Raw genomic sequence first — 24408 nt, forward strand, 5'->3', positions numbered from 1 at the left:
TTCGATATGACTTTTACAACTACCGCCAGCGGGCTCCAGTACGAAGACCATGTGGTCGGTTCTGGCGCCGAGGCTGTCAAGGGCAAGCAGGTCACCGTGCACTACACCGGCTGGCTGTACAACAATGGAGAGCAAGGCTCGAAGTTCGACTCCAGCAAGGACCGCAACGACCCCTTCGTGTTCCCGCTGGGCGCCGGCATGGTCATCAAGGGCTGGGACGAAGGCGTGCAGGGCATGAAGGTGGGCGGCAAGCGCACCCTGGTCATCCCCGCCAGCCTGGGCTACGGTGCCCGTGGTGCCGGCGGCGTGATCCCGCCGAACGCCACGCTGAAGTTCGAGGTCGAGCTGCTCAACGTCTGAGCCCCTCTGCCAAACTGCATCCAGGGCTGCCTTCGGGCAGCCCTTGTCATTTCTAGCGGCCCCGCTGCAGCCGACCCTGCAGCCAGGGGCTGCAGCGGCTGACCGCCACGGTCACCAGAAAGCCGACCGGCACGCCGAACACCCCCGCCTGCGTGGGCTGGATGCCCCACCACAGATGCGCCCCGCTGCCGCGCGCGGCCGACAGGCTGGGCAGGTTAAGCAGCATGTACAGCAGCGTCACCAGCAGCCCGGCCGCCATGCCGCAGCTCGCGCCCAGGCGCGTGGCCCCCTTCCAGTACAGCCCCAGCAGCATGGCCGGCACGAAGGCCGAGGCCGCGAGCGAGAACGAGGCCGACACCAGCACCAGGATCTCCGAGGTCTTGACCGACGCCACGGCCGCGGCCACCAGCGCCACCATCAGCAACGTGAACTTGCTCAGGATCACGCGCTGCTCCGGCGTCACCGGCTGCTGGCGCTGCTGCAGGTACAGGTCGCGCACCAGCGCATTGCTGATGGTCAGCAGCAGGCCGTCGGCCGTGGACAGCGCGGCCGCCAGCCCGCCGGCCGCGACCAGGCCCGACATCACGTACGGCAGCCCGCCCAGCTCCGGCGTGGCCAGCATGATGAGGTCGGCACCCAGTCGCACCTCGGCCCATTGCACGATGCCGTCGCCATTCACGTCCTCGATGGACAGCAGCGAGCTGTCGACCCGCGCCCATTGCGCGATCCAGTTCGGCAACTGGTCGAACGAGCTGCCGACCAGGTTCTGCATCACCTCCAGCTTGACCATGGCCGCCAGCGCCGGCGCGCTGGCATACAGCAGCGTGACGAAGAACAGCGTCCAGGCCACCGAGTGCCGGGCGCCCGCGACCGTGGGCGCGGTGTAGTAGCGGGTCAGCAGGTGCGGCAGTCCGGCCGTGCCCAGCATCAGGCAGAAGATCAGCGCCAGAAAATTGCGCCGCGATAGCTCGAACTGCTGCTGCTCGGCGGAGCTGCCCTTCGGATCGCCGGCAAAGGCCAGCGCATACGGCGGCACGCCGCCCAGCGGCCGGGCTCGGGCATGGTTCTCCTTCATCTGCGCCGTCCACAGCTCGCGCGCCGTGGCTTCATCCTTGGGCAGGGCCGCCAGGGCCCGGCTGGCGGCCAGCACCTGGCCCAGCTCGGCATTGCTGATGCGCAGCTGGTGCACCTGCTCGCGCAGCCGCTCGCGCTCGGCCTCCAGCGCTGCCGGTATGTTGCGCAGGCGCGATTCGTAGACCAGCGCGCGCTCCAGGTAGATGGACTCCACCTGCCGCTCGGCCGGATCGTGCAGCAGGGCCTGCTCCTTCGTGCTGATCTTGCCGAGCTGGCTGGCATAGACCAGCGGCGCGGCCGGGTTGCCCAGGTGCTGGTAGGCCAGCCACGACACCGGGATAAGGAAGGCCAGCAGCAGGATCACGTACTGGGCCACCTGCGTCCAGGTGATGGCCCGCATGCCGCCGAGAAAGGAGCACAGCAGCACACCGCCCAGCCCCAGCATGATGCCGATCTCGAACTGCACACCGGTCAGCCGCGACGCGATCAGGCCCACCGCGTAGATCTGCGCCACCACATACGAGAACGAGCACAGCACCGCGGCCCAGGCCGCCATCACACGCGGCCAGCGCCCGCCGTAGCGCAGCTGGAAGAAGTCCGGCAGCGTATACAGCCGCAGGGCCCGCAGCTGCGGCGCGATGAGCAGCGCCACCAGCACGAACCCGCCCGTCCAGCCCAGCAGGTAGGCCAGTCCGCCTGCTTGCTCGAAGGTGCCCGAAAAACCCTGCAGGTACAGCGCGCCCGGCAGGCTGATGAACGAGGCCGCGCTCATCCAGTCGGCCGCCGCCGCCATGCCGTTGTAGAACGGCGGGATGCTGCGCCCCGCCACGTAGTACTGCTCGGGATCGGCCGTGCGCCCCCAGACGCCGATGGCGGCATACATCATCACCGGCAGGAACAGGAAGATCGGACCTATCCACTGCTTGGGCAGGCCTTCGCGCTCGGCCCAGACCATGCCGGCGATGAACAGGCACACGGCCAGCAGATAGATGAGGAAGCGGCGGTGGTGCTGCGGCATGGCGGCTAGCGGATATCCCGCTCTGGGTGGCGCCACAGGTACAGCGCATAGCCCACCACCAGCAGCAGGTACAGCACCGGCAGGCCGGCTGCGTAGCGGTAGGCAGCGGCCTCACCCCACAAGCGGTCGATGTCGCGCGCGAAATACAGGCCCGCAAAGGTGGAGGCCAGCAGTGCCAGCAGCACCAGCAGCTTCACCCGGTTCAGGCGAAACACTACAAAGCCTTGGTCCTCGTTGCGCATATTGCTATGGTTTTTTACATACAGCCATCGAAGGACTATAGCGAGATTCCTTCCGCCGGCGCAGTGCACGCCAGCCTGTGGTTAACCCTGATGGAGCCAGGGCCCTCGGTTGCCGCCGCTTACAACTTGCACGCCGGCGCCTGACCCCGTTCCAGCGCGTGGCGCGTTTCAGTGGCTGTCATCCACTTTGCACAGGACGCCTCCATGCCTTCCCTCTCCTTCACCATCCGTGCCGGCGCAAGCTGCCTGCTTGCCGCCTGCCTGGCCTGGGCCGGCACAGGCCATGCCGCCACGCTGGCCGATGTGCAGCTCATCGACCGCGCCAGCGGCCAGAGCCTGCCGCTGTACCGACACCGCGGCGAGTACTGGGTCGCCGGCCGGCCGGGTGCGAGCTACGCCATCCAGGTCGGCAACCGTACCGGGCAGCGCATTCTCGCGGTCATCAGCGTCGACGGGGTGAACGTCATCACCGGCCGCACGGCCTCGGCCACGCCGGACGACGGCTATGTGTTCTCGCCGTGGGAAAGCACGGCCATCACCGGCTGGCGCAAGAACGAGCAGCAGGTGGCGGCCTTCTATTTCTCGGACCACAGTGCCTCGTATGCCAGCCGCACCGGCCGGCCGGATGATGTGGGCGTGATCGGCGTGGCGCTGTTCAGCGAGCGCCGGCAGCCGCCCCGCCCCCTGCCCCGTTCCGCCCCCTATTCCGGCGAAGCCGATGCGGCCGCCAAGTCCCGCAGTGCAGCCCCGTCCGCCGAGATGGCGGCCCCCGCCCCGTCGCTGGGCACCGGCCACGGCGCCATCGAGAATTCGTACAGCGGCACCACCGAGTTCACCAGCGCCACGGCGCGGCCGGTGCAGCTGCTGCGCATCCGCTACGACAGCCATGCCAACCTGGTGGCCCAGGGCGTGATCCCGCAGCCCCGCCCCCACCAGCGCCCCAACCCCTTTCCGGCCACCGGCAACGGCTATGTGCCCGATCCACCCCGCTGGTGAGCAGCCGGGCCGGCATAATCGCCGGCATGGCCGCGCCCGAGCCCCTGCCCACCGACGAAGACCTGATGCTGGCCTATGCCGCCGGCCAGGCCGATGCATTCGTGCCGCTGTACGACCGCAACCGCCAGCGGCTGTGGCGCTACCTCTTCCGGAACACGGGCAGCGCTGCGCTGGCCGAGGACCTGAGCCAGGACGTGTGGTTCGCCGTGGTCGATAGCGCGCCACGCTACCAGGTGCGCAGCAAGTTCAGCACCTGGCTCTTCACGCTGGCGCACCACCGGCTCATCGACCACTGGCGCCGGCATCGCGTGGAGATCAGCCTGTCGGACGACAGCGAGGAAAGCCAACGCCTGGCCGAGAGCCTGTTCGCCGCCTCCGGCTTCGAGCCCGATCGCCAGCTCGACCGCCGCACCGCGGGCCGGCTGCTGCTGCAGGCCCTGGCCGAGCTGCCCGCCGAGCAGCGCGCCACCTTTCTGCTGCAGGCCGAAGCCGACATGCCGCTGGCCGACATCGCCCGCGCCACGCAGGTGCCCGTCGAAACCGCCAAGAGCCGGCTGCGCTATGCACGCGCCAAGCTGCGCGAAGCCCTCCAGGTGATGGCATGAACCCGAATCCACCACCCCCTCCCGCACCGGCCGACCCGCTGGTGCAGCTCTACCGCGAAGCCACGGCCGAGGACCGCGGCCCGGCCGAGGCCGCCCGCGAGCGCGTGCTGGAATATGCTGCCGCGCAGGCCCGCCAGCGCCATACGCCGCCCCCGGCCGCCAACGATGGCCGCTGGCTGCGGCAGGCGGTGGCTGGCATTGCCGCCATCGGCGTGGTGGGTGTGCTGGTGCTGCAGCACGGGCAGCAGGCCGATACCGAATCCGGCAGCGCCGGGCCGGCCGCGGAGCTGGCAGCGCCGCCCGCCGACGTGCCGGCACCGGCCGCGGCACCTGCCCGCTCGTCTGCCGCAGGAGCGCCTGCCGCAGGGCCGCCTGCCGCAACCTCGGCGCCTGCGGCGAAGGAGCGCGCCCGGGCGGTTGCACCGGTGGCTCAGCCCCAGGCCGCAGCGCCAGCAGAGGCCACGCGCGATTGCGCCGCTGCCGATGCCCAGCAAGCAAAACGGGCGGATGCCCATGGCCCCCGCCCGTCTGCAGAGCAGGATTGCACGCCGCCGGAAGACGGCACGCAAACCCCGCAGAAGAAAGATCAGTAGATTTCCGGTACGAACATCTGCGCCGGCACCGGCTGGCGGATGTAGTCGGGGTGGCGCACGCGATCGGGCAGCACCACGTGATCGTGGTCGATATCGGTATAGGGCATCTGGCCCAGCAGGTGCGCGATGCAGTTGAGGCGGGCTTTCTGCTTGTCCACCGCCTGCACCACCCACCAGGGCGCCTCGGCGATGTGGGTGCGCTCCAGCATCGCCTCCTTGGCCTTGGTGTACTCCTCCCAGCGCACCCGGCTCTGCAGGTCCATGGGCGAGAGCTTCCACTGCTTGAGCGGGTCGTGGATGCGGCCCAGGAAGCGTAGGTGCTGCTCTTCGTCGGTGATCGAGAACCAGTACTTGATCAGGCGTATGCCCGAGCGCACCAGCATCTTCTCGAACTCGGGCACCGAGCGGAAGAACTCCTCGTACTCATCCTCGGTGCAGAAGCCCATCACCTTCTCGACGCCGGCGCGGTTGTACCAGCTGCGGTCGAACAGCACGATCTCGCCGGCCGCGGGCAGGTGCGCCACATAGCGCTGGAAGTACCACTGGGTGCGCTCGCGGTCGTTGGGCGCCGGCAGCGCGGCCACGCGCACCACCCGGGGGTTCAGGCGCTGCGTGATGCGCTTGATGACGCCGCCCTTGCCGGCCGCGTCGCGTCCCTCGAACAGGATGACGACCTTCTCGCCGGTGTGCTGCACCCAGTCCTGCAGCTTGACCAGTTCCCCCTGCAGCCGTACCAGCTCGCGGAAATACTTGTAGTCGGGATCGGAGAGCCCGGCGGCCGCGAATGGCACGCCGCTGAGCAGCCCGTCCTCCATCTCCAGTTCCAGCGATTCGTCGTAGCTGTCCATCACATCGCGCGCGATGCGCTGCATGATGTCTTCAGGCATGAGCCGTAATTTGTCTTTCATGGCGAACACTTCCACAGTCAAGGAAATGATCCAACAAATCTATGACAACTTCATGACAATGGGATGTCATTCACCCGAAGTTTGTTACATCTTCTGCAACAAGTCCAGCCGGTGGCGGATTTCCGGCGCGTCGCTGGCGCCTTCGGCATGCGCCAGGTACTCGCCCAGGTCCACCAGGGCCCGGTCCTTCACCCCCAGCTCCACGTAGGCCAGCCCACGGTCGCGCACCTCGGTCCACTGGTCGGGCTCGAGCACGATGCGCCGGTTCTGCGCCTCGATCAGCCGGGGCCAGTTGCGTTCGGAGCGGTAGATTTCCTTGAGGTTGCCCAGCATGCGGGCGATGATGTCGCGCGGCGTGGCCGCCTGCAGGTACAGGCCGAGTGGCACCTCGTCGTCCAGCGGGCGCAACTGCTGCGGCCGCACGGACTCCAGCATCTCCGCCAGCATGCTGCTCGAGAAGGACTGGCCCGTCAGCGGGTCCAGCACCACCTGCCCCTCGGGCAGGCTCACCTTCAGCAGGAAGTGCCCCGGAAAGCCCACGCCATGCACTTGCAGCCTCAACTCGGCCGCCAGCTCCAGCCAGATCACGGCCAGCGACACCGGTATGCCCCGGCGCTTGTGCAGCACCACGTTCAGGCAGCTGTTGTCCGGCGCGTAGTAGTCGTTGGCATTGCCCTGGAAGCCCCACTCGCCATAGAACATGTGGTTCAGGAACTTGAGCCGCGTGAGCTGGCTGTGGCTCTCGCAGTCGCGATGGCGCCGCATCTGCCCGATCAGCTGGTCGACCTCGTTGAGCACCTGCTGCACGTCGAGCTGCGGGTACTCGATGCAGGCCAGCGACGCCGCGGCCTCGAGCAGCGGAAATTCGCTGTCGCTTTGCACCAGCGACGAAAAATGCTCCAGAGGAGTCGGCAACGAAAAGCTCAGATCCATATCTGTCCCATGCCCCTACTATCTTCGCAGCAGCTCCCTCAGCCGCATGCCCGTCAGCGCCAGCGCCCCGAAGTACAGCAGCACCGACGCCGCCAGCCAGCCGGCCATCAGGCCAAAGCGCTGCAGGCGATGCGCGCCCAGCGCCACCCAGTCGAAGTGCCGCGCACCGAATACCAAAAATATAGCAAGCAATGCGGAGGCAAAAAGCACACGGGCTGCAAATACCCCCCAACCGGGCAGTGGCTGGAAACTGCCGCGCCGCACCAGGCCGATCAGCAGCCACAGCGCATTGACCAGCGCCCCCAGGCCGATGGACAGCGCCAGCCCCGCGTGCGCGAGCCAGGGCACCAGCACCAGGTTCAGCAACTGCGTCGCCACCAGCACGCAGATAGCGATCTTGACCGGCGTGCGGATGTCCTGGCTGGCATAGAAGCCCGGCGCCAGCACCTTGATCGCCACCATGCCGATCAGCCCGGCGCCGTAGCCCATCAGCGCGACCGCGATGCGGTCCACGTCCGTGCCGGTGAGCGCGCCGTAGTGGAACAGCGTGGCCACCAGCGGCGTGGCAAAGGCCAGCAGCGCCACGGCGCAGGGCATGGCCAGCAGCACCGCCATGCGCAGGCCCCAGTCCAGCATCGCGCCGTAGCGCGTGGAGTCGCCCGCGGCCTTGGCGGCCGAGAGCTGCGGCGTCAGCACCACGCCCAGCGCCACGCCCAGCAGCGCGGTTGGAAACTCCATCAGCCGGTCGGCATAGAACAGCCAGGTCACGCTGCCCACCGCCAGGTAGGACGCGATCTGCGTGTTGATCATCAGCGAGATCTGCGCCACGCCCACACCCAGCAGGGCCGGCGCCATCAGCCCGAGGATGCGGCGCACGCCGGCATCGCGCCAGGCCTCGCGCACCACCGCGGGGCTGCAGGCGATGCGCGGCAGCATGTGGATGCGGCGCAGCGCCGGAAACTGCACCGCCAGCTGCAAGATGCCGCCCAGCATCACGCCGGCCGCCATCGCGTAGATGGGCTCCTGCCCCGCGCGCTCCAGCCAGGGCGCCAGCAGCAGCGCGGCCACGATCATGCTGAGGTTGAGCAGCACCGGCGTGGCCGCCGGCACCACGAAGCGCCGCCAGGTGTTGAGCACGCCCGCCGCCAGCGCCACCAGCGACATGAAGCCGATGTAAGGGAACATCCAGCGCGTCATCAGCACCGCCGCGTCATAACTGTGCGGCGTCTGCCGCAGGCCGCTGGCCAGCAGCCACACCAGCACCGGCGCGCCCACCACGCCGAGCACGCAGGTCGCCACCAGGATCCAGAACAGCACCGTGGCCACGCTGTGCACCAGCGCGCGCGTGCGCTCGTCGCCCTCGGTGGCGCGCGTGGACGCCAGCACCGGCACGAAGGCCTGGCTGAACGCGCCTTCGGCGAACAGGCGGCGGAACAGGTTGGGAATGCGGAAGGCGACGTTGAACGCGTCGGTCAGCGCGCTGGCCCCGAAGAGCGAGGCCATCAGCAGATCGCGGGCCAGCCCCGTGATGCGCGACAGCAGCGTGAACAGGGAGACGGTGGAGGCGGCTTTGAACAGTGACACCCGGCGAGTGTAGCGCCGGCGATGGCGCCCCAGCGGCTGCCGCCGGGGCCCTGCATGGCAAATGTTGGTAAACGCGCTATAATCGCAGGTTCGCCGACATCATCCTCAGACTTTTAAGGAAAACATCATGGCAGGAAAGCCAGTCAAGAAGAACCCCCGTTTGGCATCGGGCCGCAAGCGCGCACGCCAGAACGTCAAGCTGAACGCCGCGAACACCTCGCTGCGTTCGAAGTACCGCACCGCCGTCAAGAACGTGGAAAAGGCCGTTGCCGCTGGCGACAAGACCAAGGCGACCGAACTGTTCGCCAAGGCACAATCGGTGCTCGACACCATCGCCGACAAGGGCATCTTCCACAAGAACAAGGCTGCTCGCGACAAGAGCCGCATCGCCGCCAAGGTCAAGGCCCTGGCACTGGCCGCCTGATACCAGGCCGCCGCACCAAGACAACAACAGCACGGGCAGCCATCGCGCCGCCCGCCGTTTGAATCGGGTGCGCTGTCAGCGACTGAAAAGCCGTCCCTCGGGACGGCTTTTTTGCGCTCAGGGTATTAAAAAGAATAGCTGCTGGCGCTTTTCCTCTTTGGATTTCAGATGGTTTTCATACTGAAATCAGCCAGAGGCAAGCGCTAGCAGCTATTCTTTTTGAGAGCGGGAATCAGGCCCGGCGGGCGGAAGGCTGGTCGTCCAGCAGCGAGCAGGCCTCGGAGGTCTGCAGGTGGTTGTCGCGGGCGAAGCCCATCACGAAGTCCCAGGCCATGGGGTTGAAGCTGCGCAGCTCGGAGTGCACGATCACGCACTTCACGCTGCCCACCATCGTCGGGATGCACCATGGCGAGTAGCCCAGGTGGCTGCCGGGGCGCGCGCCGCCGGGGCGGAACTGGCTCATCACGCCCGCCAGCCGCTCGGCCCAGTCGCTGGGGCGAAACGTCTTTCCGTCCTCGGTGATGCCTTGGATGAAAATCTCTTGAGCTATTGGCGATACCATGGGTTTGATAGTCTGTTGCATTGCGCGCGGCCAGGATCACTGTGCCGGAGCAAAGCACGTATTTTAACTCTTATATAAGAGATAGGGTTTTCATCCACAAAACTTCCATGCATGACTTTATGCATGATGTGCATGAATGCAAAGCAACCCATCGCAATGCAGTGATGCGGATTCTTCAATAGTCCCGCCAGCAACACACCCTAGAATGGCTGTGCCCATCGATGCGATTCCTGCATCGATAGGGTGAGGAACCCCTCCTTTTTCTTTTCATTTCTTTGCCTGGAGATTTTCCATGAACGCCATTGCCCAGCCCACCGAGCCCCATGTGATGACGACCTATGGCCGCGTGCCGGTCGCCCTCGCTCGAGGCCAGGGCGTGCGCGTGTGGGACGTCAACGGCAAGGAGTACCTGGACTCGCTGGCCGGCATCGCCGTCAACACGCTGGGCCACAACCACGCGCGTTTCGTGGCCGCGCTGCAGGAGCAGGTGGCCACGCTGATCCACTGCTCCAACTACTACTACGTGCCCGGCCAGGAAAAGCTCGCCGCACTGCTGACCGAGCGCGCGCAGATGACCAACGCCTTCTTCTGCAACACTGGCCTCGAAGCCAACGAAGCCGCCATCAAGGTGGCGCGCAAGTTCGGCGTGGACAAGGGCATCGCGAACCCCACGATCATCGTGTTCGAGCACGCCTTCCACGGCCGCTCCATCGCCACGATGAGCGCCACGGCCAACCCCAAGGTGCGCAATGGCTTCGGCCCGCTGCTCGACGGCTTCGTGCGCGTGCCGACGAATGACTTCGCGGCGCTGAAGGCCGCGGCCGAAGGCAACGGCAACATCGTCGCGGTGATGATGGAGCCCATCCAGGGCGAAGGCGGCCTGCACCCGATGCGCGCCGAGTTCATGCAGCAGGTGCGCCAGCTGTGCGACGAGCGCGACTGGCTGTTCATCGTCGACGAGGTGCAAAGCGGCATGGGCCGCACCGGCAAGTGGTTCGCGCACCAGTGGGCCGGCATCGTGCCCGACGTGATGAGCCTGGCCAAGGGCCTGGGCTCGGGCGTGCCGGTGGGCGCGCTGCTGGCCGGCCCTCGCGCGGCCAGGATTTTGCAGCCGGGCAACCACGGCACCACGTTCGGCGGCAACCCGCTGGCCATGCGCGCCGGCGCCGAGACCATCGAGATCATCGAGGCCGACGGCCTGCTGGCCAACGCCACCGAAGTGGGCGCGCACCTGAAGGCCGCGCTGCAGAAGGAATTGGCCGGCGAGAGCGGCGTGGTCGAGGTGCGCGGCCAGGGCCTGATGATCGGCGTGGAGCTGGACCGCCCCTGCGGCGCGCTGGTGAACCTGGGCGCCGAGGCCGGCCTGCTGTTCAGCGTGACGGCCGACACTGTGATCCGCCTGGTGCCCGCGCTGATCCTGACGAAGGCCGAGGCCGACGAGATCGCGGCCCGGCTGGCACAGCTCGTCAAGAGCTTCCTGGCGAAGAAGGACTGAGACCCGCCATGACCGACAAGACCATCAAGCACTACCTGCAGTTCCAGGACTTCAGCGCCGACGAGTACGCCTACGTGCTGGCGCGCGCCGCGCTGATCAAGCAGAAGTTCAAGAAGTACGAGAAGCACTACACGCTGGTGGACCGCACGCTGGCGATGATCTTCGAGAAGGCCAGCACGCGCACACGCGTGAGCTTCGAGGCCGGCATGTACCAGCTCGGCGGCTCGGTGGTGCACCTGACCACCGGAGACAGCCAGCTCGGCCGCGCCGAGCCCATCGAGGACAGCGCGCGCGTCATCAGCCGCATGACCGACCTGGTGATGATCCGCACCTTCGGCCAGGACAAGATCGAGCGCTTCGCCGAGTACTCGCGCGTGCCGGTCATCAACGGCCTGACCAACGAGTTCCATCCCTGCCAGATCCTGGCCGACATCTTCACCTTCATCGAGCACCGCGGCAGCATTGCTGGCAAGGTCGTGGCCTGGGTGGGCGACGGCAACAACATGGCCAACACCTGGCTGCAGGCGGCCAACCTGCTGGGCTTCAAGGTGCACCTGAGCACGCCCAGCGGCTACGGCGTCGACACCCAGCTGGCCTTCGGCGGCCAGGCCTTCGATGCCGGCTGCTACCAGGTGTTCGACAACCCGATGGACGCCTGCCGCGGCGCCGACCTGGTGACCACCGACGTGTGGACCAGCATGGGCTACGAGCAGGAGAACGAGGCCCGCCGCAAGGCCTTTGCCGACTGGTGCGTGGACGCCGAGATGATGGGCGTGGCCAAGGCCGATGCCCTGTTCATGCACTGCCTGCCCGCGCACCGCGGCGAGGAAGTGCAGGCCGATGTCATCGACGGGCCGCAGTCCGTGGTCTGGGATGAGGCAGAAAACAGGATGCACGTGCAAAAGGCACTCATGGAGTACCTTTTGCTCGGCCGACTTGCATGAAATGCAAGTCGGTGGCGCGCAGCGCCAGCAGCCTGTTTCGGTGCAGGCTCATATCCGCGCAGCGGATGTGAAGCAGCCGCAGGCTGCGGGCCGGAACCACAACAGGATGCACGTGCAAAAGGCACTCATGGAGTACCTGCTGCTGGGTCGCCTGGACTGACGCTTAATACTTAAAACCCATAGCGGCTGGCGCTTGCTGCAAGCCGACTTCAAAGCAAAATATATTTGAAGTCGACCTGTGACGAGCGCCAGCCGCTATCTTTTTAGACTCTTTCAGACCTTGCGCTTGCCGCCCGTATCCGAGCAGCTGTCGCCGCCGCAGGCGCTGCAGCCGCCGCAGCCGGACGACGACTTGGGCGCCAGCGACGGGTGCAGTCGCCCGGCCTTGCTGCGCCAGCGCGCCGGCAGGTAGCGCCACACCAGCGACACGGCGGCCGCGGCCACGATCACGCCAACGATCAGCTCTTGCATTAGCCCGCTCCCAGCGCCAGGGCGACGCGGTAGGTGATGAAACTGGCGAGGTACGCCAGGCCGAAAAGGTATCCCAGCATCAGCAGCGGATAGCGCCAGCCGTTGGTCTCGCGCCGCACCGCCGCGATGGTCGAGATGCACTGCGGCGCAAAGATGAACCATACCAGCAGCGACAGCGCCGTGGCCAGCGACCAGCTCTGCGCGATCAGCGGCCCGAGCTGCTCGGCCATGGCCTCGTCGCTCGCCGCCGACAGCGCATAGACCGTGCCCATGGCGCCGACAGCGACCTCGCGCGCCGCCATGCCGGGCACCAGCGCGATGGAGATCTGCCAGTTGAAGCCTATGGGCGCCAGCAGCACCTCGAGCCAGCCGCCGATGCGGCCCGCCAGGCTGTAGCGGATGGCCGCGCCCGCGGCACCTTCCGGCGCCGCCGGGTAGCTGGCCAGGAACCACAGCACGATGCTGACCGTAAGGATGATGCCGCCCACGCGGCGCAGGAAAATCATCGCGCGCTCGTACAGGCCCAGCGCCAGGCTGCGCACGCTGGGCCAGCGGTAGGCGGGCAGCTCCATCAGCAGCGGCGTGGGGCCGGCGCTCTTGCCGATCAGCCGAGCGACGGCGGCCACGCCCATGGCGCTCACGATGCCGCCCACGTAGAGCGCGAACAGCACCAGGCCCTGCAGGTTGAAGACGCCGGCCACGCTGCGCGCGGGGATGAAGGCCCCGATCAACAGCGTGTAGACGGGCAGGCGCGCCGAGCAGGTCATCAGCGGCGCGATCATGATGGTCACCAGCCGGTCGCGCCAGCTGGTGATGGAGCGCGTGGCCATGATGCCGGGCACGGCGCAGGCAAAGCTCGACAGCAGCGGGATGAACGAGCGCCCCGACAGCCCGACCTTGCCCATGACGCGGTCGAGCAGAAAGGCCGCGCGCGGCAGGTAGCCCGAGTCCTCGAGCACGAGGATGAAGAAGAACAGGATCAGGATCTGCGGCAGGAACACCAGCACGCTGCCGGTGCCGGCGATGATGCCGTCCGTGAGCAGGCTGCGCAGCACGCCGTCGGGCAACTGCGTGCTCACGAGCCCGGCCAGCGCCGCCATGCCGCCCTTGATGCCGTCCATCAGCGGCTCGGCCCAGCTGAACACGGCCTGGAACATCAAAAACAGCGTGGCCGCGAGCAGCAGCATGCCCCACAGCGGGTGCAGCACCACGGCGTCGATGCGGTCGTCACGATGCGTATCCACCACGGGCTCGCGCACGCTGTCCGCCATGATGAGCGCCACCTGCTGGTGCAGCGCCAGCACCTGCTCGCGCGCATCGCCGGCGATGGCCTGCGCAGCCGGCGCGGCCAGGGCGCGCGCCTCGGCACTGTCCAGCCAGTCGAGCAGTTCGCGCGCGCCGTCCTGGCGCACGCCCACCGAGGCAATCACCGGCATGCCGAGCGCGCGCGCCAGCGCATCGCGGTCGATGGCGATGCCCTGGCGCTCGGCCATGTCGCTCATGTTCAGCACCAACACCATGGGCAGGCCCAGGCGCCGCGCCTCCAGCACCAGACGCAGGTTCAGGCGCAGGTGGGTGGCGTCGGTCACGCAGACCAGCAGCTCGGGCGGCGCCTCGCTGGCATGCAGGCCCGAGACGATGTCGTGCGTGATGCGCTCGTCCTCGCTGTGGGCGTGCAGGCTGTAGGCGCCGGGCAGGTCGAGCACGCGCACGCGGCGGCCGGCGGCGGTGCTCAGCCAGCCCTCCTTGCGCTCCACCGTCACGCCGGCGTAGTTGGCCACCTTCTGGCGCGCGCCAGTCAGCAGGTTGAACAGCGCGGTCTTGCCGCAGTTGGGATTGCCCAGCAGGGCCAGGCGCAGCGGCGCAGCGGCCGCGCCGCCGGTGGCCTTGCCCAAGGGCTGCAGGGGCTGCAGCGGTGGACGCGCCGTCATGCCCCGCCCTCCACCACGCTCACCCGCACCAGCGATGCCTCGTGGCGACGCAGCGCAAACGTGGCCTGGCCCACGCGCACCGCCAGCGGATCGCCGCCGGGAAAGCCCGCCGCCACGATGCGCACCGGCTCGCCCGGCAGGAAGCCGATCTCCATCAGCCGCAGCAGCAGGGTCTGGTCGCTGCTGGGCGCCAGATCGACCACGCGCGCCGGCGTGTGGCGGGGCAACGCATCAAGAGGGATCAGGCCGGGGGCAGGAGCGCCGGGCACGGGGGCAGGCCCCGGCGGCAGGATGTCGGCAGTCATGGCTGGCAATAGGTATTAGTAATAATTCTCATTTTCATCGAAATCACCCTGGCTGCACCATATCTGCTTGGTAAACAGAGCTGCCCTGGGGGTCTTGCGGCGCGGCACAATACGGCCCTGCCGCCATCCGTCCCCAGCCCCACGCCCTGCCATGAACCACCCCTGCCTGTCCTGCGGCGCCTGCTGCGCCTCGTTCCGCGTGGATTTTTCCGTGCACGAATCGCAGGAGCATGGCGGGCGCGTGCCCGCCGGGCTGATCGAGGAAGTCACCGAATACACCTGCCGCATGCGCGGCACCGACTGGGCGCGGCCGCGCTGCGCGGCCCTGGTGGGCAAGGTGGGCGAGAAGGCGCACTGCGGCATCTACGAATGGCGCCCCTCGCCCTGCCGCGAGTTCGCCGCCGGCAGCGATGCCTGCAACCGCGTGCGCCAGCGCCATGGCATGCCGCCGCTGGAAAGCGGCCTGCTGTAACGCGCCACTGCCCTATACCGGCAGCCCGGCCAGCTGCCCCTTGAACTCCTGCAGCGAGAAATGCGTGTGCACCTGGCGCACGCCCGGCAGGCGGTGCAGCTTGCGCTGCAGCAGGTTGGAATAATCGTCGAGGTCGCGCGCGACGACGACCAGCAGAAAGTCCTCCGGCCCCGAGATGCCGTGGAACATCACCACCTCGGGGATGGCGCACACGGCCTCCTCGAAGCTCAGCGACGATTCCTCGTTCTGGTGGTCGATCGCCACCATCACGAAAGCCAGCACGCCGAAGCCCAGCGCGCGCCGGTCCAGCGCCGCGTGGTAGCCGGTGATGACGCCCTCGTCCTCCAGGCGCTTGATGCGCCGCCACGACGGCGACTGCGACAGGTTCACCCGCTGGGCCAGGTCGCCGGAGGTGAGGCGCGCGTTCTCCTGCAGCGCCCGGATCAGCAAACGGTCGGTCTTGTCGACTTCAATTGGCATAAAAACAATCTCATTTCACTAATAATTGGATTGATTATCCAATTTTTCCACATTTCATGGATAACCATTAATCCTGCCGCCAGCCCTGCACCTAGCATGCGCGCATCCCCAAACCACGGAGACAAGGCATGCAGGCCTTCGACGACATCGTCCAGCGCGAAGCCGGACTGAAACAACAACTGAGCGCCGGCCAGATGGCGATGATCGCCATCGGCGGCGCCATCGGCACCGGCCTCTTCCTGGGCAGCGGCTTTGCGATCAGCTTCGCCGGGCCCAGCGTGCTCATCAGCTACGCCGTGGGCGCGGTGATCTCGCTGCTGCTGATGGGGTGCCTGGCCGAGATGACGGTGGCCCACCCCACCTCGGGCTCGTTCGGCGCCTATGCCGAGCACTACATCGCGCCCATCGCCGGCTTTCTCGTGCGCTACGCCTACTGGGCCGCCGTGGTGCTGGCCGTGGGCACCGAGGTGACGGCCATCGGCCTGTACATGGGCTACTGGTTCCCCGAGGTGCCGCGCTGGACCTGGGTGCTGCTGTTCTCGGCCGTGCTGGTCGGCGTGAACATGATGAGCGTCAAGGCCTTCGGCGCCGTGGAGTACAGCTTCTCGCTGGTCAAGATCATCGCCATCGTGGCCTTCATCGTGATTGGCGCCTGGGTGGTCTTCGGCACCCGGCCCGAGGGCGTGGGCTTTGGCAACTACGTGAGCCACGGCGGCTTCTTCCCCAAGGGCGGCTGGGGCACCTGGGTGGGCGTGATCATCGCCATCTTCAGCTACCTGAGCATCGAGATGATCGCCGTCGCCGCCGGCGAGGCCAAAGACCCGCAGCGCGCCATCACCAGCGCCTTCCGCTCGACCATGGTGCGCCTCGTGGTGTTCTACCTGGCCACCATCGCGCTGATGCTGGCCATCGTGCCCTGGGCCGATGCCGGCAAGGAAGGCAGCCCCTTCGTGAAGGTGATGGAGATCATCGGCCTGCCCGGCGGCGCCGGCGTGGTCAACTTCGTGGTGCTGGTGGCCGCGCTGTCGGCGATGAACAGCCAGCTCTACATCACCACGCGCATGATGTTCAGCCTCTCGCGCGCCGGCCATGCGCCGGCCGTGCTGGGCCGCGTCAACGCACGCGGCGTTCCGCTGCCGGCGCTGCTGCTGTCGTGCCTGGGCATTGCCGTGGCCACGGTGTTCAACATCGTCAACCCCGAGCAGTCCTTCATGCTGATGATGTCGGTATCGATGTTCGGCGCCATGTTCACCTGGTTCATGATCTTCGTGACGCACTGGTTCTTCCGCCGCCGCTGGGTGGGCCAGGGCAATGCCCCGCTGGCCTTCCGCATGTGGGGCTTCCCGTGGCTGACGCTGCTGGGCGCGGGGCTGATGCTGGCCGCGCTGCTGTCCACGCTGTTCATCGATGTGTTCCACCTCACGCTGCTCACCGGCGTGCCCTTCCTGCTGCTGCTCGCCGCCGCCTATGCACTGTGGTACCGCAAGCCCGCCAAATCCCTGGCCGCGGCGCAGGCGCAGTAAGCTTTTCTTCTGACTTTTCTCCGTTGTTCACCATGACCACACCTTCCCTCTTCGCCCATGTCCCGCCCTACGCCGGCGACCCCATCCTCTCGCTGATGGAGGCCTTCCAGCAGGACAGCCACCCGTCCAAGGTCAGCCTGAGCATCGGCCTGTACTTCGACGAACAAGGCCGCCTGCCGGTGCTGGACTGCGTGCGCCAGGCCGCCCAGGCGCTGAGCCAGAACGTCACGCCCTGCGGCTACCTGCCCATCGAGGGCATCGCGCCCTACCGCCAGCTGGTGCAGAACCTGGTGTTCGGCGCCGACCACGAGGCCGTGCGCAGCCAGCGCATCGCCACCATCCAGTCGCTGGGCGGCTCGGGCGCGCTCAAGGTGGGCGCCGACTTCATCAAGCGCTACTTCCCCGACGCCGAGATCTGGCTCAGCGACCCGACCTGGGAGAACCACCTCGCCATCTTCGAAGGCGCGGGCCTGCGCACGCACAGCTACCCCTACTACGACGCGGCCACCGGCGGCCTGCGCTTCGAGGCCATGCTGGACACGCTGCGCAGCATTCCCTCGGGCAGCGTGGTGCTGCTGCATGCCAGCTGCCACAACCCCACGGGCGTGGACCTGTCGCGCGAGCAGTGGCAGCAGCTGATTCCGGTGATCGTCGAGCGCGGGCTGATCCCGTTTGTCGACATGGCCTACCAGGGCTTCGGCGACGGCCTGGATGACGATGCCTGGTCCGTGCGCGCGCTGGCCGCGGCCGGCGCCCAGGCCTTCGTCGCCAACTCGTTCTCGAAGAACTTCTCGCTGTACGGCGAGCGCGCCGGCGGCCTCAGCGTGGTCTGCAGCGACGCGGCCACGGCCGCCAACGTGCTGGGCCAGCTCAAGGCCACGGTGCGCCGCAACTACTCGTCGCCGCCCACGCAGGGCGCGCGCCTGGTGCAGCAGGTGCTGCAGTCGCCCGAACTGAGCGCACAGTGGGCCGGCGAGCTGGCCGAGATGCGCGGCCGCATCAAGGACATGCGCGCCAGCCTGCACCAGGCGCTGCACGGGCACTTCGGCGAGCGCCGCGACTTCGGCTTCCTGCTGACCCAGCGCGGCATGTTCAGCTACACCGGCATCACCGAGCCGCAGGTCAACCGCCTGCGCGACGAGCACGGCGTCTACCTGATCCGCTCGGGCCGCATGTGCATGTCGGGCCTGTCGCAGGCCAACGTGCAGTATGTGGCCGACGCCATCGCCACCGTGCTGGGGGATGCATGACGGCCCCGCAGCCCGCCACCGAGCGCATCGTCGCCGAAGAGAAGGCGCAGCTCGACTTCAGCCAGTCGATGAGCTACGGCGACTACCTGCACCTCGACGAGGTGCTGAACGCCCAGCACCCGCTGTCGCCCGCGCACGACGAGATGCTGTTCATCATCCAGCACCAGACCAGCGAGCTGTGGATGAAGCTGATGCTGCACGAGCTGCGCGCGGCCATCGCCGCGATCGCCAACCCCTCGGATGCCACCAAGCCGGACGCCTTCAAGATGCTGGCGCGGGTCTCGCGCATCATGGAGCAGCTCGTCAGCGCCTGGACCGTGCTGTCGACAATGACGCCGCCCGAGTACACCGCCATGCGGCCGTACCTGGCCAGCTCCAGCGGCTTCCAGAGCGCGCAGTACCGCTGCATCGAGTTCGCGCTGGGCAACAAGAACGCCGCCATGCTCAAGCCGCATGCACACCGGCCCGACCTGCTCGCCCAGGTCGATGCCGCCTACCGCGCGCCCTCGCTGTACGACCAGGCGCTGCGCCTGCTGGCCCGCCAGGGCCTGGCCATCCCGGCCAGCCACCTGGAGCGCGACTGGACGCAGCCCTACAGCGCCAGCCCCGAGGTCGAGGCCGCCTGGGCCGCCGTCTACCGCGATCCGCACCGCTACTGGGACCTGTACCAGTTGGGCGAAAAGCTCACCGACATCGAGGACGCCTTCCGCCTGTGGCGCTTCCGCCATGTCACCACGGTGGAGCGCGTTATCGGCTTCAAGCGCGGCACCGGCGGCACGGGTGGCGTGAGCTACCTGCGCAAGATGCTGGATGTCGTGCTCTTCCCCGAAATCTGGTCCGTAAGAACCGCCCTGTGAGGCCCTCCATGAAACAAGTCGTAGACACCGGCCTGCCGCCGCTCAAGCAGCCCTTCTCGTGGGCCGTCAAGGCCAGCGGCCAGATGCTGTTCACCGCCCACGGCCCGGTGCGGCCCGACGGCAGCATCGACACCGGCCCCATCGAGGAGCAGGCGCGCCTGACCTTCGCCAACCTGCAGGGCGCCGTGCAGGCGGCCGGCGGCACGCTGGCCGACGTGGCCCAGGTGCTGATCTACATGACCGACGTGGCCGACATGCCAGCCATCGACGCCGTGTACCGCGAGTTCTTCGAGGCACCCTACCCCAACCGCTCCAGCATGGGCATCTCCGCGCTGGTGGTGCCGGGCATGAAGATCGAGATCGTCGCCTACGCCATGCTTGGCTAGGGCGCAATCCTGTTCAATACATGGTTCACGGCACGCGCGAGACTCCGGCCCCTGTGCCATCCCGCTTCACCGCGAACCTCCATGTCTTCCTCGCTGCTCGCCATGGGCATCTTCACCCTGGTCGGCGCCATCACGCCTGGCCCCGTCAATGTGCTGGCCCTGCGCCACGGCGCCGCCCGATCCCGCCTGGCCTGCGCCGCCTATGTGCTGGGCGCCAGCGCCAGCTATGCCATCGTAGTCTGGGCCATGGGCCAGGGCGCCCAATGGCTGCTGCAGGCCCTGCCCCGGCTGTCCGCAGCGGCCCAGTGGCTGTGCGCGGCCTACCTGCTGTGGCTGGCCTGGCGGCTGGCCCACGCCCCAGTGGGCGAGTCCGGCGAGCAAGCGCCGCACCGGCCCGGCCACACGCTGCGGCTCCTGCTGCAGGGCGCCGCCGTGCAGACGCTCAACCCCAAGGCCTGGCTCGTGGCGCTGGCTGGCGTGGGCCTGTTCGTGCTACCGCAAGCCGATGCCGCCCGGGCGCTTGTGCTGTTCTGCAGCATGTCGCTGCTGGCCTGCCTCATCGGCGTCGGCTGCTGGGCGCTGCTCGGCCAATGGCTGTCGGACTGGTTGCGCACGGAGCACCGCCAGCGGCGCTTCCACCAGGGGCTGGCCCTGCTGCTGGTCGCCAGCGTGGCGGCCATGCTGGCATGATGGCAGGCAGACACCGCCATGACTTCCTCCGCCTCGCCCCACCGCTTCCACCGCCATCCCGCCGCCCCCTGGGCCGAGCTGCGCGACAGCTCGCCCTCGCCACATTGCTTCCGGCTGCACATGCATGCCGAATATTCGATCGGCATCGTCGACGCGGGCCGCACCGTGTTCCACCATGCCCAGGGCCCGCAGCCCCTCGAGGCCGGCGGCGTGGTGCTGATCGAGCCCGGCGCCTGGCATGCCTGCAACCCCGAGCCCGGCGCGCCCTGGTCCTACCGCATGCTGTTCGTCGATGCCGCCTGGCTGCAGGCGCGGCTGGGCGTCGCCGCGCTGCGCTTTCCGCAGCGCGCACTGGCCGACGCGGACATCACCCGCCAGGTGGATCGCTTGTGCCGCCCCATCGACGGCCCTGCCGCAGCGCAGCGGCTGGCCCTCGGGCTGGAGCAGTTGATGGCACGCTGCGCCCAGCCTGCCGCCGCGCCGCTGCAGGACGATGGCACCGGGCTGCAGACCGCCTTGCAGCGCCTGCATGCGCAGCCCGACGCCGGGCTCACGGTGCAGTCGCTGGCCCAGGAATGCGGCATGAGCGCCACGCGCTTCATCCGCCGCTTCAAGGCTGCCACCGGCATGACGCCCGGCAGCTACCGGCTCAACCTGCGCATCAATGGCGCGCGGCGCCTGCTGGCCTCGGGTGCACCGCTGTCCGACGCCGCCTATGCCATGGGCTTTGCCGACCAGGCGCACCTGCAACGCGCCTTCAAGGCCCACCATGCGCTGACGCCGGGCTGCTACGCCCGCGGCGGCCCGGCCTGAGCCGCCCCGCACCCAGGGCCTTGTGCGCGGCTGGCCAGGGCGTGCGCCGAAAGCGCCGATACTTACGCCTTCGCTTTTTCACCCCCCGCGCTGCGCCATGGCCGACATCGAGCACATCCGACAACGAGAAACCGGTCTGCGCCAGCAGCTGACCGCCGCGCAGATGGCGATGATCGCCATCGGCGGCGCCATAGGCACGGGCCTGTTCATGGGCAGCGCCTTCGCCATCGGCGTGGCCGGGCCCAGCGTGCTCATCAGCTATGCCATCGGCGCGCTGATTGGCCTGCTGCTCATGGGCTGCCTGGCCGAGATGACCGTGGCCCACCCCACCTCGGGCTCGTTCGGCGCCTATGCCGAGCACTACCTCGGCCCGCTGGCGGGCTTCATGGTGCGCTACGCCTACTGGGCCGCCGTGGTGCTGGCCGTGGGCATGGAGGTCACGGCCGTGGGCCTCTACATGCGCTACTGGTTCCCCGCGGTGGACCAGTGGGTCTGGGTGCTGCTGTTCTCGCTGGGCCTGGCGGCCGTCAACGCCACCAGCGTCAAGGCCTTCGGCCAGGTCGAGTATGTGTTCTCCATGGTCAAGGTGGTGGCCATCGTGGCCTTCATCCTGATCGGCGCCTACGTGCTGTTCGGCGCCCGCCCCGAAGGGGTCGGCTTTGCCAACTACACGGTGGGCGGCGGCTTCTTTCCCAATGGCTGGTGGGGCACCTGGGTGGGCGTGATCGTGGCCATCTTCAGCTACCTGAGCCTGGAGGCCATCGCCATCGCCGCCGGCGAGGCCGAGAACCCGCGGCAGGCCGTGACCTCGGCCTTCCGCTCCACGGTGATTCGCCTGGTGCTGTTCTACCTGCTGTCGCTGGCCATCATGCTGGCCATCGTGCCCTGGAACCAGGCGGGCACCGACAAGAGCCCCTTCGTCAAGGTGATGGAGATCCTGCGCATTCCCGGCGCGGCCGGCGTGCTCAACTTCGTGGTGCTGGTGGCCTCGCTGTCGGCGATGAACAGCCAGCTCTACGTCACCTCGCGCATGATGTTCAGCCTCTCGCGCGGCGGCTACGCGCCCGCGGCGCTGGGCCGGCTCAACCCGCGCGGCGTGCCGCTGGGCGCGATTGCCGTGTCCTGCCTGGGCATGGCCGTGGCCATGGTCTTCAATGTGCTGAGGCCCGAGCAGTCGCTGGAGCTGATGATGTCGATCGCCATGTTCGGCGCGATGTTCGCCTGGTTCATGGTCTTCGTCACCCACCTGGCCTTCCGCCCGCGCTGGCAGCGCGAGCACCCGGGCCAGCAGCTGCAGTTCCGCATGTGGGGCTTTCCGGTGTTCACGCTGCTCGGCGCCGTGCTGATGCTGGGCGTCATCGTGACCACCTACTTCACCCGGGAATTCCACACCACCGTGCTGGTGGGCGTGCCCTTCCTCATCATTCTCGTGCTCGTCTATGCTTTCTGGTATCGGAGGAAATGACGCCATGCCCCGCCAGCTCTGGGATATCTCCCCCGCCGTCCACCCCGCGGCCCCGGTGTTTCCGGGCGATACGCCGTACTCGCAGCAGTGGTGCGCCACCATCGGCCCGGGCTGCCCGGTGAACGTGAGCGCGATCAACATGTCGCCCCATGTGGGCGCGCATGCCGATGCGCCGCTGCACTACGACGCGGACGGTGCCAGCATCGGCAACGTCGATCTCGACGCCTTCCTCGGCCCCTGCCGCGTGATCCATGCCATTCGCTGCGGGCCGCTGGTCGAATGGCGGCACCTGGAGCACGCCATCACCGCCGACCTGCCGCCCCGCGTGCTGGTGCGCACCTATGCCCGGGCGCCCACCGCCTGGGACGGCGACCTCGCCGCCTACGCGCCCGAGACCGTCGAGCGCCTGGCCGACCTCGGCGTGCAGCTGATCGGCATCGACACCGCCAGCATCGATCCGGCCACGAGCAAGCAGCTTCCCAGCCACATGGTGATCCGCCGGCGCGGCCTGCGCGTGCTGGAGAATCTGGTGCTCGACGAGGTGCCCGCCGGCGACTACGAGCTGATCGCGCTGCCGCTCAAGCTGGTGCAGGCCGATGCCTCGCCGGTGCGCGCCGTGCTGCGCGCGCTCTAGGATCTGCCCACCAAAGCTATCATTACAATAGCTGCTCGCGCTTGACTATCAAGCGCCAACTGCCAATTTCATTCAAAACACCTGCCATGACCACCCTGGAAGCCTGCCGCGAAGTCGATCTGCAAGAACCCCTGGCGCCGCTGCGCGACTGGTTCGACCTGCCCGAGGGCGTGATCTACCTCGACGGCAACTCGCTGGGCCCGCTGCCGCGCGCCACCGGCCCGCGCCTGGCGCAGATGGTGCAGCAGGAATGGGGCCAGGGCCTGATCCGCAGCTGGAACGACGCGGGCTGGATCACGCTGCCGCAGCGCCTGGGCGACCAGTTCGCGCCGTGGGTGGGCGCGCGCGCCGGCGAGCTGGTGTTCACCGACACCACCTCGGTCAACCTGTACAAGGTGCTGAGCGCGGCCATCCGCCTGTCGCAGGCCGAGTTTCCCGGCCCGCAGGGCGCGGCGCGCACCCGCCTCGTCAGCGAACGCAGCAACTTCCCCACCGACCTGTACATCGCCGAATCGCTGTGCAAACAGCACGGCCTGGAGCTGGTGCTGATCGAGCCCGAGGAGCTGCCCGCCTGCCTGACCCAGGACGTCGCCGTGCTGCTGCTCAGCCACGTCAACTACCGCACCGGCCACATGCACGACATGGCCGCCGTCACCCGCGAGGCGCATGCCCAGGGCATCCTCACCGTGTGGGACCTGTGCCACAGCGCGGGCGCGGTGCCGGTCGACCTGAACGGCGCCAACGCCGACTACGCGGTGGGCTGCAGCTACAAGTACCTGAACGGCGGCCCCGGCGCGCCGGCCTTCGTGTGGGCCAATGCCCGGCATACCGACAAATTCTGGCAGCCGCTATCCGGCTGGTTCGGCCATGCCGAGCAGTTCGCCTTCACCAGCGACTACCAGCCGGCCAGCGGCATCCGCCGCTATATGTGCGGCACGCAGCCGATGATCTCGCTCACCGCGCTGCAGTGCGGGCTCGACGTCTACACCGAGGCCGAGCGATACGGCGGCATGGTGGCGCTGCGCCGCAAGTCGGTGGCGCTGACCGACCTGTTCATCGCGCTGGTCGAGGAGCGCTGCGCCGGCCACGGCCACGGCCTGGGCCTGGCGACGCCGCGCGACATCGCGCAGCGCGGCTCGCAGGTCTGCCTGACGCGTGACACCGGCGCCTATGCCATCGTGCAGGCGCTGATCGCGCGCGGCGTGATCGGCGACTTCCGCAAAGGCGATGGCGGCAGCGGCCCGCACAAGGACATCCTGCGCTTCGGCTTCACGCCGCTATACACCCGCTTCGAGGACGTGTGGAACGCCGTCGAGCACCTGCGCCAGGTGCTCGAATCAGGCGAATGGCAGCGCCCCGAGTTCAACCGCATCAACGCCGTGACCTGATGGAC

At 68.0% G+C, this 24408-nt stretch carries 27 protein-coding genes; 17 read left to right on the top strand and 10 right to left on the bottom strand.

Annotated elements, in window-relative coordinates; genetic code table 11:
* Positions 1 to 6: 6 nt before the first annotated feature.
* Positions 7 to 360, top strand: a complete 354-nt coding sequence (locus tag ACYVKR_RS14260; protein WP_460481579.1) for an FKBP-type peptidyl-prolyl cis-trans isomerase — start codon at positions 7 to 9, stop codon at positions 358 to 360.
* A gap of 52 nt (positions 361 to 412) precedes the next feature.
* Here the strand turns inward: ACYVKR_RS14260 and ACYVKR_RS14265 are convergent, their stop codons facing one another.
* A complete protein-coding gene (locus tag ACYVKR_RS14265; protein WP_460481580.1) occupies positions 413 to 2452 on the bottom strand; it encodes an SLC5/6 family protein in 2040 nt (679 codons plus the stop codon).
* Positions 2453 to 2457: 5 nt separating this feature from the next.
* On the bottom strand, positions 2458 to 2694 hold the full coding sequence (locus tag ACYVKR_RS14270) for a hypothetical protein (protein WP_460481581.1): 237 nt from the start codon (positions 2692 to 2694) through the stop codon (positions 2458 to 2460).
* Positions 2695 to 2898: 204 nt separating this feature from the next.
* On the opposite strand from ACYVKR_RS14270, the gene ACYVKR_RS14275 reads away from it, so the two are divergent.
* The 3 genes from ACYVKR_RS14275 to ACYVKR_RS14285 are packed head-to-tail and all read left to right on the top strand — an operon-like array spanning position 2899 to position 4888.
* Positions 2899 to 3690, top strand: a complete 792-nt coding sequence (locus ACYVKR_RS14275; protein ID WP_460481582.1) for a hypothetical protein — start codon at positions 2899 to 2901, stop codon at positions 3688 to 3690.
* Positions 3687 to 4295, top strand: a complete 609-nt coding sequence (locus tag ACYVKR_RS14280; protein WP_460481583.1) for a sigma-70 family RNA polymerase sigma factor — start codon at positions 3687 to 3689, stop codon at positions 4293 to 4295. Before ACYVKR_RS14275 ends, ACYVKR_RS14280 begins: the two co-directional genes overlap by 4 nt.
* Positions 4292 to 4888, top strand: coding sequence for a hypothetical protein (locus ACYVKR_RS14285; RefSeq protein WP_460481584.1), 597 nt, complete (start codon positions 4292 to 4294; stop codon positions 4886 to 4888). The genes ACYVKR_RS14280 and ACYVKR_RS14285 overlap by 4 nt, the downstream gene beginning before the upstream one ends.
* On the opposite strand, the gene ppk2 is transcribed toward ACYVKR_RS14285, so the two are convergent.
* The 3 genes from ppk2 to murJ all read right to left on the bottom strand — a co-directional run bounded on the left by ppk2 (position 4882) and on the right by murJ (position 8313).
* A complete protein-coding gene (gene ppk2, locus ACYVKR_RS14290; RefSeq protein WP_460481585.1) occupies positions 4882 to 5796 on the bottom strand; it encodes a polyphosphate kinase 2 in 915 nt (304 codons plus the stop codon). The genes ACYVKR_RS14285 and ppk2 overlap by 7 nt on opposite strands.
* Before the next feature lie 84 nt (positions 5797 to 5880).
* A complete protein-coding gene (locus ACYVKR_RS14295) occupies positions 5881 to 6729 on the bottom strand; it encodes a SirB1 family protein (protein ID WP_460481586.1) in 849 nt (282 codons plus the stop codon).
* Between the two features lie 18 nt (positions 6730 to 6747).
* The gene (murJ, locus tag ACYVKR_RS14300; protein ID WP_460481587.1) at positions 6748 to 8313 is read right to left on the bottom strand and encodes a murein biosynthesis integral membrane protein MurJ; all 1566 of its coding nucleotides are present in this window, start codon (positions 8311 to 8313) and stop codon (positions 6748 to 6750) included.
* Positions 8314 to 8440: 127 nt separating this feature from the next.
* On the opposite strand from murJ, the gene rpsT reads away from it, so the two are divergent.
* A complete protein-coding gene (gene rpsT / locus ACYVKR_RS14305) occupies positions 8441 to 8737 on the top strand; it encodes a 30S ribosomal protein S20 (RefSeq protein WP_460481588.1) in 297 nt (98 codons plus the stop codon).
* A gap of 232 nt (positions 8738 to 8969) precedes the next feature.
* Here the strand turns inward: rpsT and ACYVKR_RS14310 are convergent, their stop codons facing one another.
* A complete protein-coding gene (locus ACYVKR_RS14310; RefSeq protein WP_460481589.1) occupies positions 8970 to 9299 on the bottom strand; it encodes a DUF3579 domain-containing protein in 330 nt (109 codons plus the stop codon).
* Positions 9300 to 9591: 292 nt separating this feature from the next.
* On the opposite strand from ACYVKR_RS14310, the gene ACYVKR_RS14315 reads away from it, so the two are divergent.
* Together ACYVKR_RS14315 and argF are read left to right on the top strand one after the other, a co-directional pair.
* Positions 9592 to 10794 (top strand): aspartate aminotransferase family protein, encoded by a 1203-nt coding sequence (locus ACYVKR_RS14315; RefSeq protein ID WP_460481590.1) that lies wholly within the window; start codon positions 9592 to 9594, stop codon positions 10792 to 10794.
* A 23-nt stretch (positions 10795 to 10817) separates the two neighbouring features.
* Complete coding sequence (gene argF, locus ACYVKR_RS14320; protein ID WP_460481813.1) at positions 10818 to 11738, top strand: ornithine carbamoyltransferase; 921 nt, start codon at positions 10818 to 10820, stop codon at positions 11736 to 11738.
* A gap of 273 nt (positions 11739 to 12011) precedes the next feature.
* Here argF and ACYVKR_RS14325 read toward each other — a convergent pair whose 3' ends face one another.
* From ACYVKR_RS14325 to ACYVKR_RS14335, 3 genes are read right to left on the bottom strand one after another with little or no spacing between them, the layout of a single operon-like run.
* The gene (locus tag ACYVKR_RS14325; protein WP_460481591.1) at positions 12012 to 12209 is read right to left on the bottom strand and encodes a hypothetical protein; all 198 of its coding nucleotides are present in this window, start codon (positions 12207 to 12209) and stop codon (positions 12012 to 12014) included.
* Positions 12209 to 14140 (bottom strand): ferrous iron transporter B, encoded by a 1932-nt coding sequence (feoB, locus tag ACYVKR_RS14330; RefSeq protein WP_460481592.1) that lies wholly within the window; start codon positions 14138 to 14140, stop codon positions 12209 to 12211. The genes ACYVKR_RS14325 and feoB overlap by 1 nt, the downstream gene beginning before the upstream one ends.
* Positions 14137 to 14445 carry a FeoA family protein gene (locus ACYVKR_RS14335; protein ID WP_460481593.1) on the bottom strand — a complete coding sequence of 103 codons (309 nt, stop codon included), beginning with the start codon at positions 14443 to 14445 and terminating at the stop codon, positions 14137 to 14139. Before ACYVKR_RS14335 ends, feoB begins: the two co-directional genes overlap by 4 nt.
* A gap of 151 nt (positions 14446 to 14596) precedes the next feature.
* Between ACYVKR_RS14335 and ACYVKR_RS14340 the strand changes: the two genes are divergently transcribed.
* On the top strand, positions 14597 to 14917 hold the full coding sequence (locus ACYVKR_RS14340) for a YkgJ family cysteine cluster protein (protein WP_460481594.1): 321 nt from the start codon (positions 14597 to 14599) through the stop codon (positions 14915 to 14917).
* 12 nt (positions 14918 to 14929) lie between these two features.
* On the opposite strand, the gene ACYVKR_RS14345 is transcribed toward ACYVKR_RS14340, so the two are convergent.
* A complete protein-coding gene (locus tag ACYVKR_RS14345) occupies positions 14930 to 15397 on the bottom strand; it encodes an Lrp/AsnC family transcriptional regulator (RefSeq protein WP_460481595.1) in 468 nt (155 codons plus the stop codon).
* 128 nt (positions 15398 to 15525) lie between these two features.
* Between ACYVKR_RS14345 and ACYVKR_RS14350 the strand changes: the two genes are divergently transcribed.
* The 9 genes from ACYVKR_RS14350 to kynU all read left to right on the top strand — a co-directional run bounded on the left by ACYVKR_RS14350 (position 15526) and on the right by kynU (position 24403).
* The gene (locus tag ACYVKR_RS14350; RefSeq protein WP_460481596.1) at positions 15526 to 16920 is read left to right on the top strand and encodes an amino acid permease; all 1395 of its coding nucleotides are present in this window, start codon (positions 15526 to 15528) and stop codon (positions 16918 to 16920) included.
* A gap of 32 nt (positions 16921 to 16952) precedes the next feature.
* Positions 16953 to 18170, top strand: coding sequence for an amino acid aminotransferase (locus ACYVKR_RS14355; protein WP_460481597.1), 1218 nt, complete (start codon positions 16953 to 16955; stop codon positions 18168 to 18170).
* A complete protein-coding gene (kynA, locus tag ACYVKR_RS14360; protein ID WP_460481598.1) occupies positions 18167 to 19027 on the top strand; it encodes a tryptophan 2,3-dioxygenase in 861 nt (286 codons plus the stop codon). The genes ACYVKR_RS14355 and kynA overlap by 4 nt, the downstream gene beginning before the upstream one ends.
* 8 nt (positions 19028 to 19035) lie before the next feature.
* Positions 19036 to 19413, top strand: a complete 378-nt coding sequence (locus ACYVKR_RS14365; RefSeq protein ID WP_460481599.1) for a RidA family protein — start codon at positions 19036 to 19038, stop codon at positions 19411 to 19413.
* Positions 19414 to 19494: 81 nt separating this feature from the next.
* Entirely contained in the window at positions 19495 to 20103 is a 609-nt protein-coding gene (locus tag ACYVKR_RS14370; protein ID WP_460481600.1) for a LysE family translocator, read from the top strand.
* An 18-nt stretch (positions 20104 to 20121) separates the two neighbouring features.
* A complete protein-coding gene (locus tag ACYVKR_RS14375; RefSeq protein ID WP_460481601.1) occupies positions 20122 to 20916 on the top strand; it encodes a helix-turn-helix domain-containing protein in 795 nt (264 codons plus the stop codon).
* 97 nt (positions 20917 to 21013) lie between these two features.
* The gene (locus ACYVKR_RS14380) at positions 21014 to 22381 is read left to right on the top strand and encodes an amino acid permease (RefSeq protein ID WP_460481602.1); all 1368 of its coding nucleotides are present in this window, start codon (positions 21014 to 21016) and stop codon (positions 22379 to 22381) included.
* A 4-nt stretch (positions 22382 to 22385) separates the two neighbouring features.
* On the top strand, positions 22386 to 23015 hold the full coding sequence (gene kynB, locus ACYVKR_RS14385) for a cyclase family protein (protein WP_460481603.1): 630 nt from the start codon (positions 22386 to 22388) through the stop codon (positions 23013 to 23015).
* Positions 23016 to 23101: 86 nt separating this feature from the next.
* Complete coding sequence (kynU, locus tag ACYVKR_RS14390; RefSeq protein ID WP_460481604.1) at positions 23102 to 24403, top strand: kynureninase; 1302 nt, start codon at positions 23102 to 23104, stop codon at positions 24401 to 24403.
* Positions 24404 to 24408 lie beyond the last annotated feature (5 nt).

This window comes from Comamonas humi (genome assembly GCF_054782535.1).

Bases quoted from the DNA above. Each gene is read 5' to 3' on its own strand.
- ACYVKR_RS14260 (WP_460481579.1), top strand. From the start codon at position 7: ATGACTTTTACAACTACCGCCAGCGGGCTCCAGTACGAAGACCATGTG.
- ACYVKR_RS14265 (WP_460481580.1), bottom strand. From the start codon at position 2,452: ATGCCGCAGCACCACCGCCGCTTCCTCATCTATCTGCTGGCCGTGTGC.
- ACYVKR_RS14270 (WP_460481581.1), bottom strand. From the start codon at position 2,694: ATGCGCAACGAGGACCAAGGCTTTGTAGTGTTTCGCCTGAACCGGGTG.
- ACYVKR_RS14275 (WP_460481582.1), top strand. From the start codon at position 2,899: ATGCCTTCCCTCTCCTTCACCATCCGTGCCGGCGCAAGCTGCCTGCTT.
- ACYVKR_RS14285 (WP_460481584.1), top strand. From the start codon at position 4,292: ATGAACCCGAATCCACCACCCCCTCCCGCACCGGCCGACCCGCTGGTG.
- ppk2 (WP_460481585.1), bottom strand. From the start codon at position 5,796: ATGAAAGACAAATTACGGCTCATGCCTGAAGACATCATGCAGCGCATC.
- ACYVKR_RS14295 (WP_460481586.1), bottom strand. From the start codon at position 6,729: ATGGATCTGAGCTTTTCGTTGCCGACTCCTCTGGAGCATTTTTCGTCG.
- rpsT (WP_460481588.1), top strand. From the start codon at position 8,441: ATGGCAGGAAAGCCAGTCAAGAAGAACCCCCGTTTGGCATCGGGCCGC.
- ACYVKR_RS14310 (WP_460481589.1), bottom strand. From the start codon at position 9,299: ATGGTATCGCCAATAGCTCAAGAGATTTTCATCCAAGGCATCACCGAG.
- ACYVKR_RS14315 (WP_460481590.1), top strand. From the start codon at position 9,592: ATGAACGCCATTGCCCAGCCCACCGAGCCCCATGTGATGACGACCTAT.
- ACYVKR_RS14325 (WP_460481591.1), bottom strand. From the start codon at position 12,209: ATGCAAGAGCTGATCGTTGGCGTGATCGTGGCCGCGGCCGCCGTGTCG.
- feoB (WP_460481592.1), bottom strand. From the start codon at position 14,140: ATGACGGCGCGTCCACCGCTGCAGCCCCTGCAGCCCTTGGGCAAGGCC.
- ACYVKR_RS14335 (WP_460481593.1), bottom strand. From the start codon at position 14,445: ATGACTGCCGACATCCTGCCGCCGGGGCCTGCCCCCGTGCCCGGCGCT.
- ACYVKR_RS14340 (WP_460481594.1), top strand. From the start codon at position 14,597: ATGAACCACCCCTGCCTGTCCTGCGGCGCCTGCTGCGCCTCGTTCCGC.
- ACYVKR_RS14345 (WP_460481595.1), bottom strand. From the start codon at position 15,397: ATGCCAATTGAAGTCGACAAGACCGACCGTTTGCTGATCCGGGCGCTG.
- ACYVKR_RS14350 (WP_460481596.1), top strand. From the start codon at position 15,526: ATGCAGGCCTTCGACGACATCGTCCAGCGCGAAGCCGGACTGAAACAA.
- ACYVKR_RS14355 (WP_460481597.1), top strand. From the start codon at position 16,953: ATGACCACACCTTCCCTCTTCGCCCATGTCCCGCCCTACGCCGGCGAC.
- kynA (WP_460481598.1), top strand. From the start codon at position 18,167: ATGACGGCCCCGCAGCCCGCCACCGAGCGCATCGTCGCCGAAGAGAAG.
- ACYVKR_RS14365 (WP_460481599.1), top strand. From the start codon at position 19,036: ATGAAACAAGTCGTAGACACCGGCCTGCCGCCGCTCAAGCAGCCCTTC.
- ACYVKR_RS14370 (WP_460481600.1), top strand. From the start codon at position 19,495: ATGTCTTCCTCGCTGCTCGCCATGGGCATCTTCACCCTGGTCGGCGCC.
- ACYVKR_RS14375 (WP_460481601.1), top strand. From the start codon at position 20,122: ATGACTTCCTCCGCCTCGCCCCACCGCTTCCACCGCCATCCCGCCGCC.
- ACYVKR_RS14380 (WP_460481602.1), top strand. From the start codon at position 21,014: ATGGCCGACATCGAGCACATCCGACAACGAGAAACCGGTCTGCGCCAG.
- kynB (WP_460481603.1), top strand. From the start codon at position 22,386: ATGCCCCGCCAGCTCTGGGATATCTCCCCCGCCGTCCACCCCGCGGCC.
- kynU (WP_460481604.1), top strand. From the start codon at position 23,102: ATGACCACCCTGGAAGCCTGCCGCGAAGTCGATCTGCAAGAACCCCTG.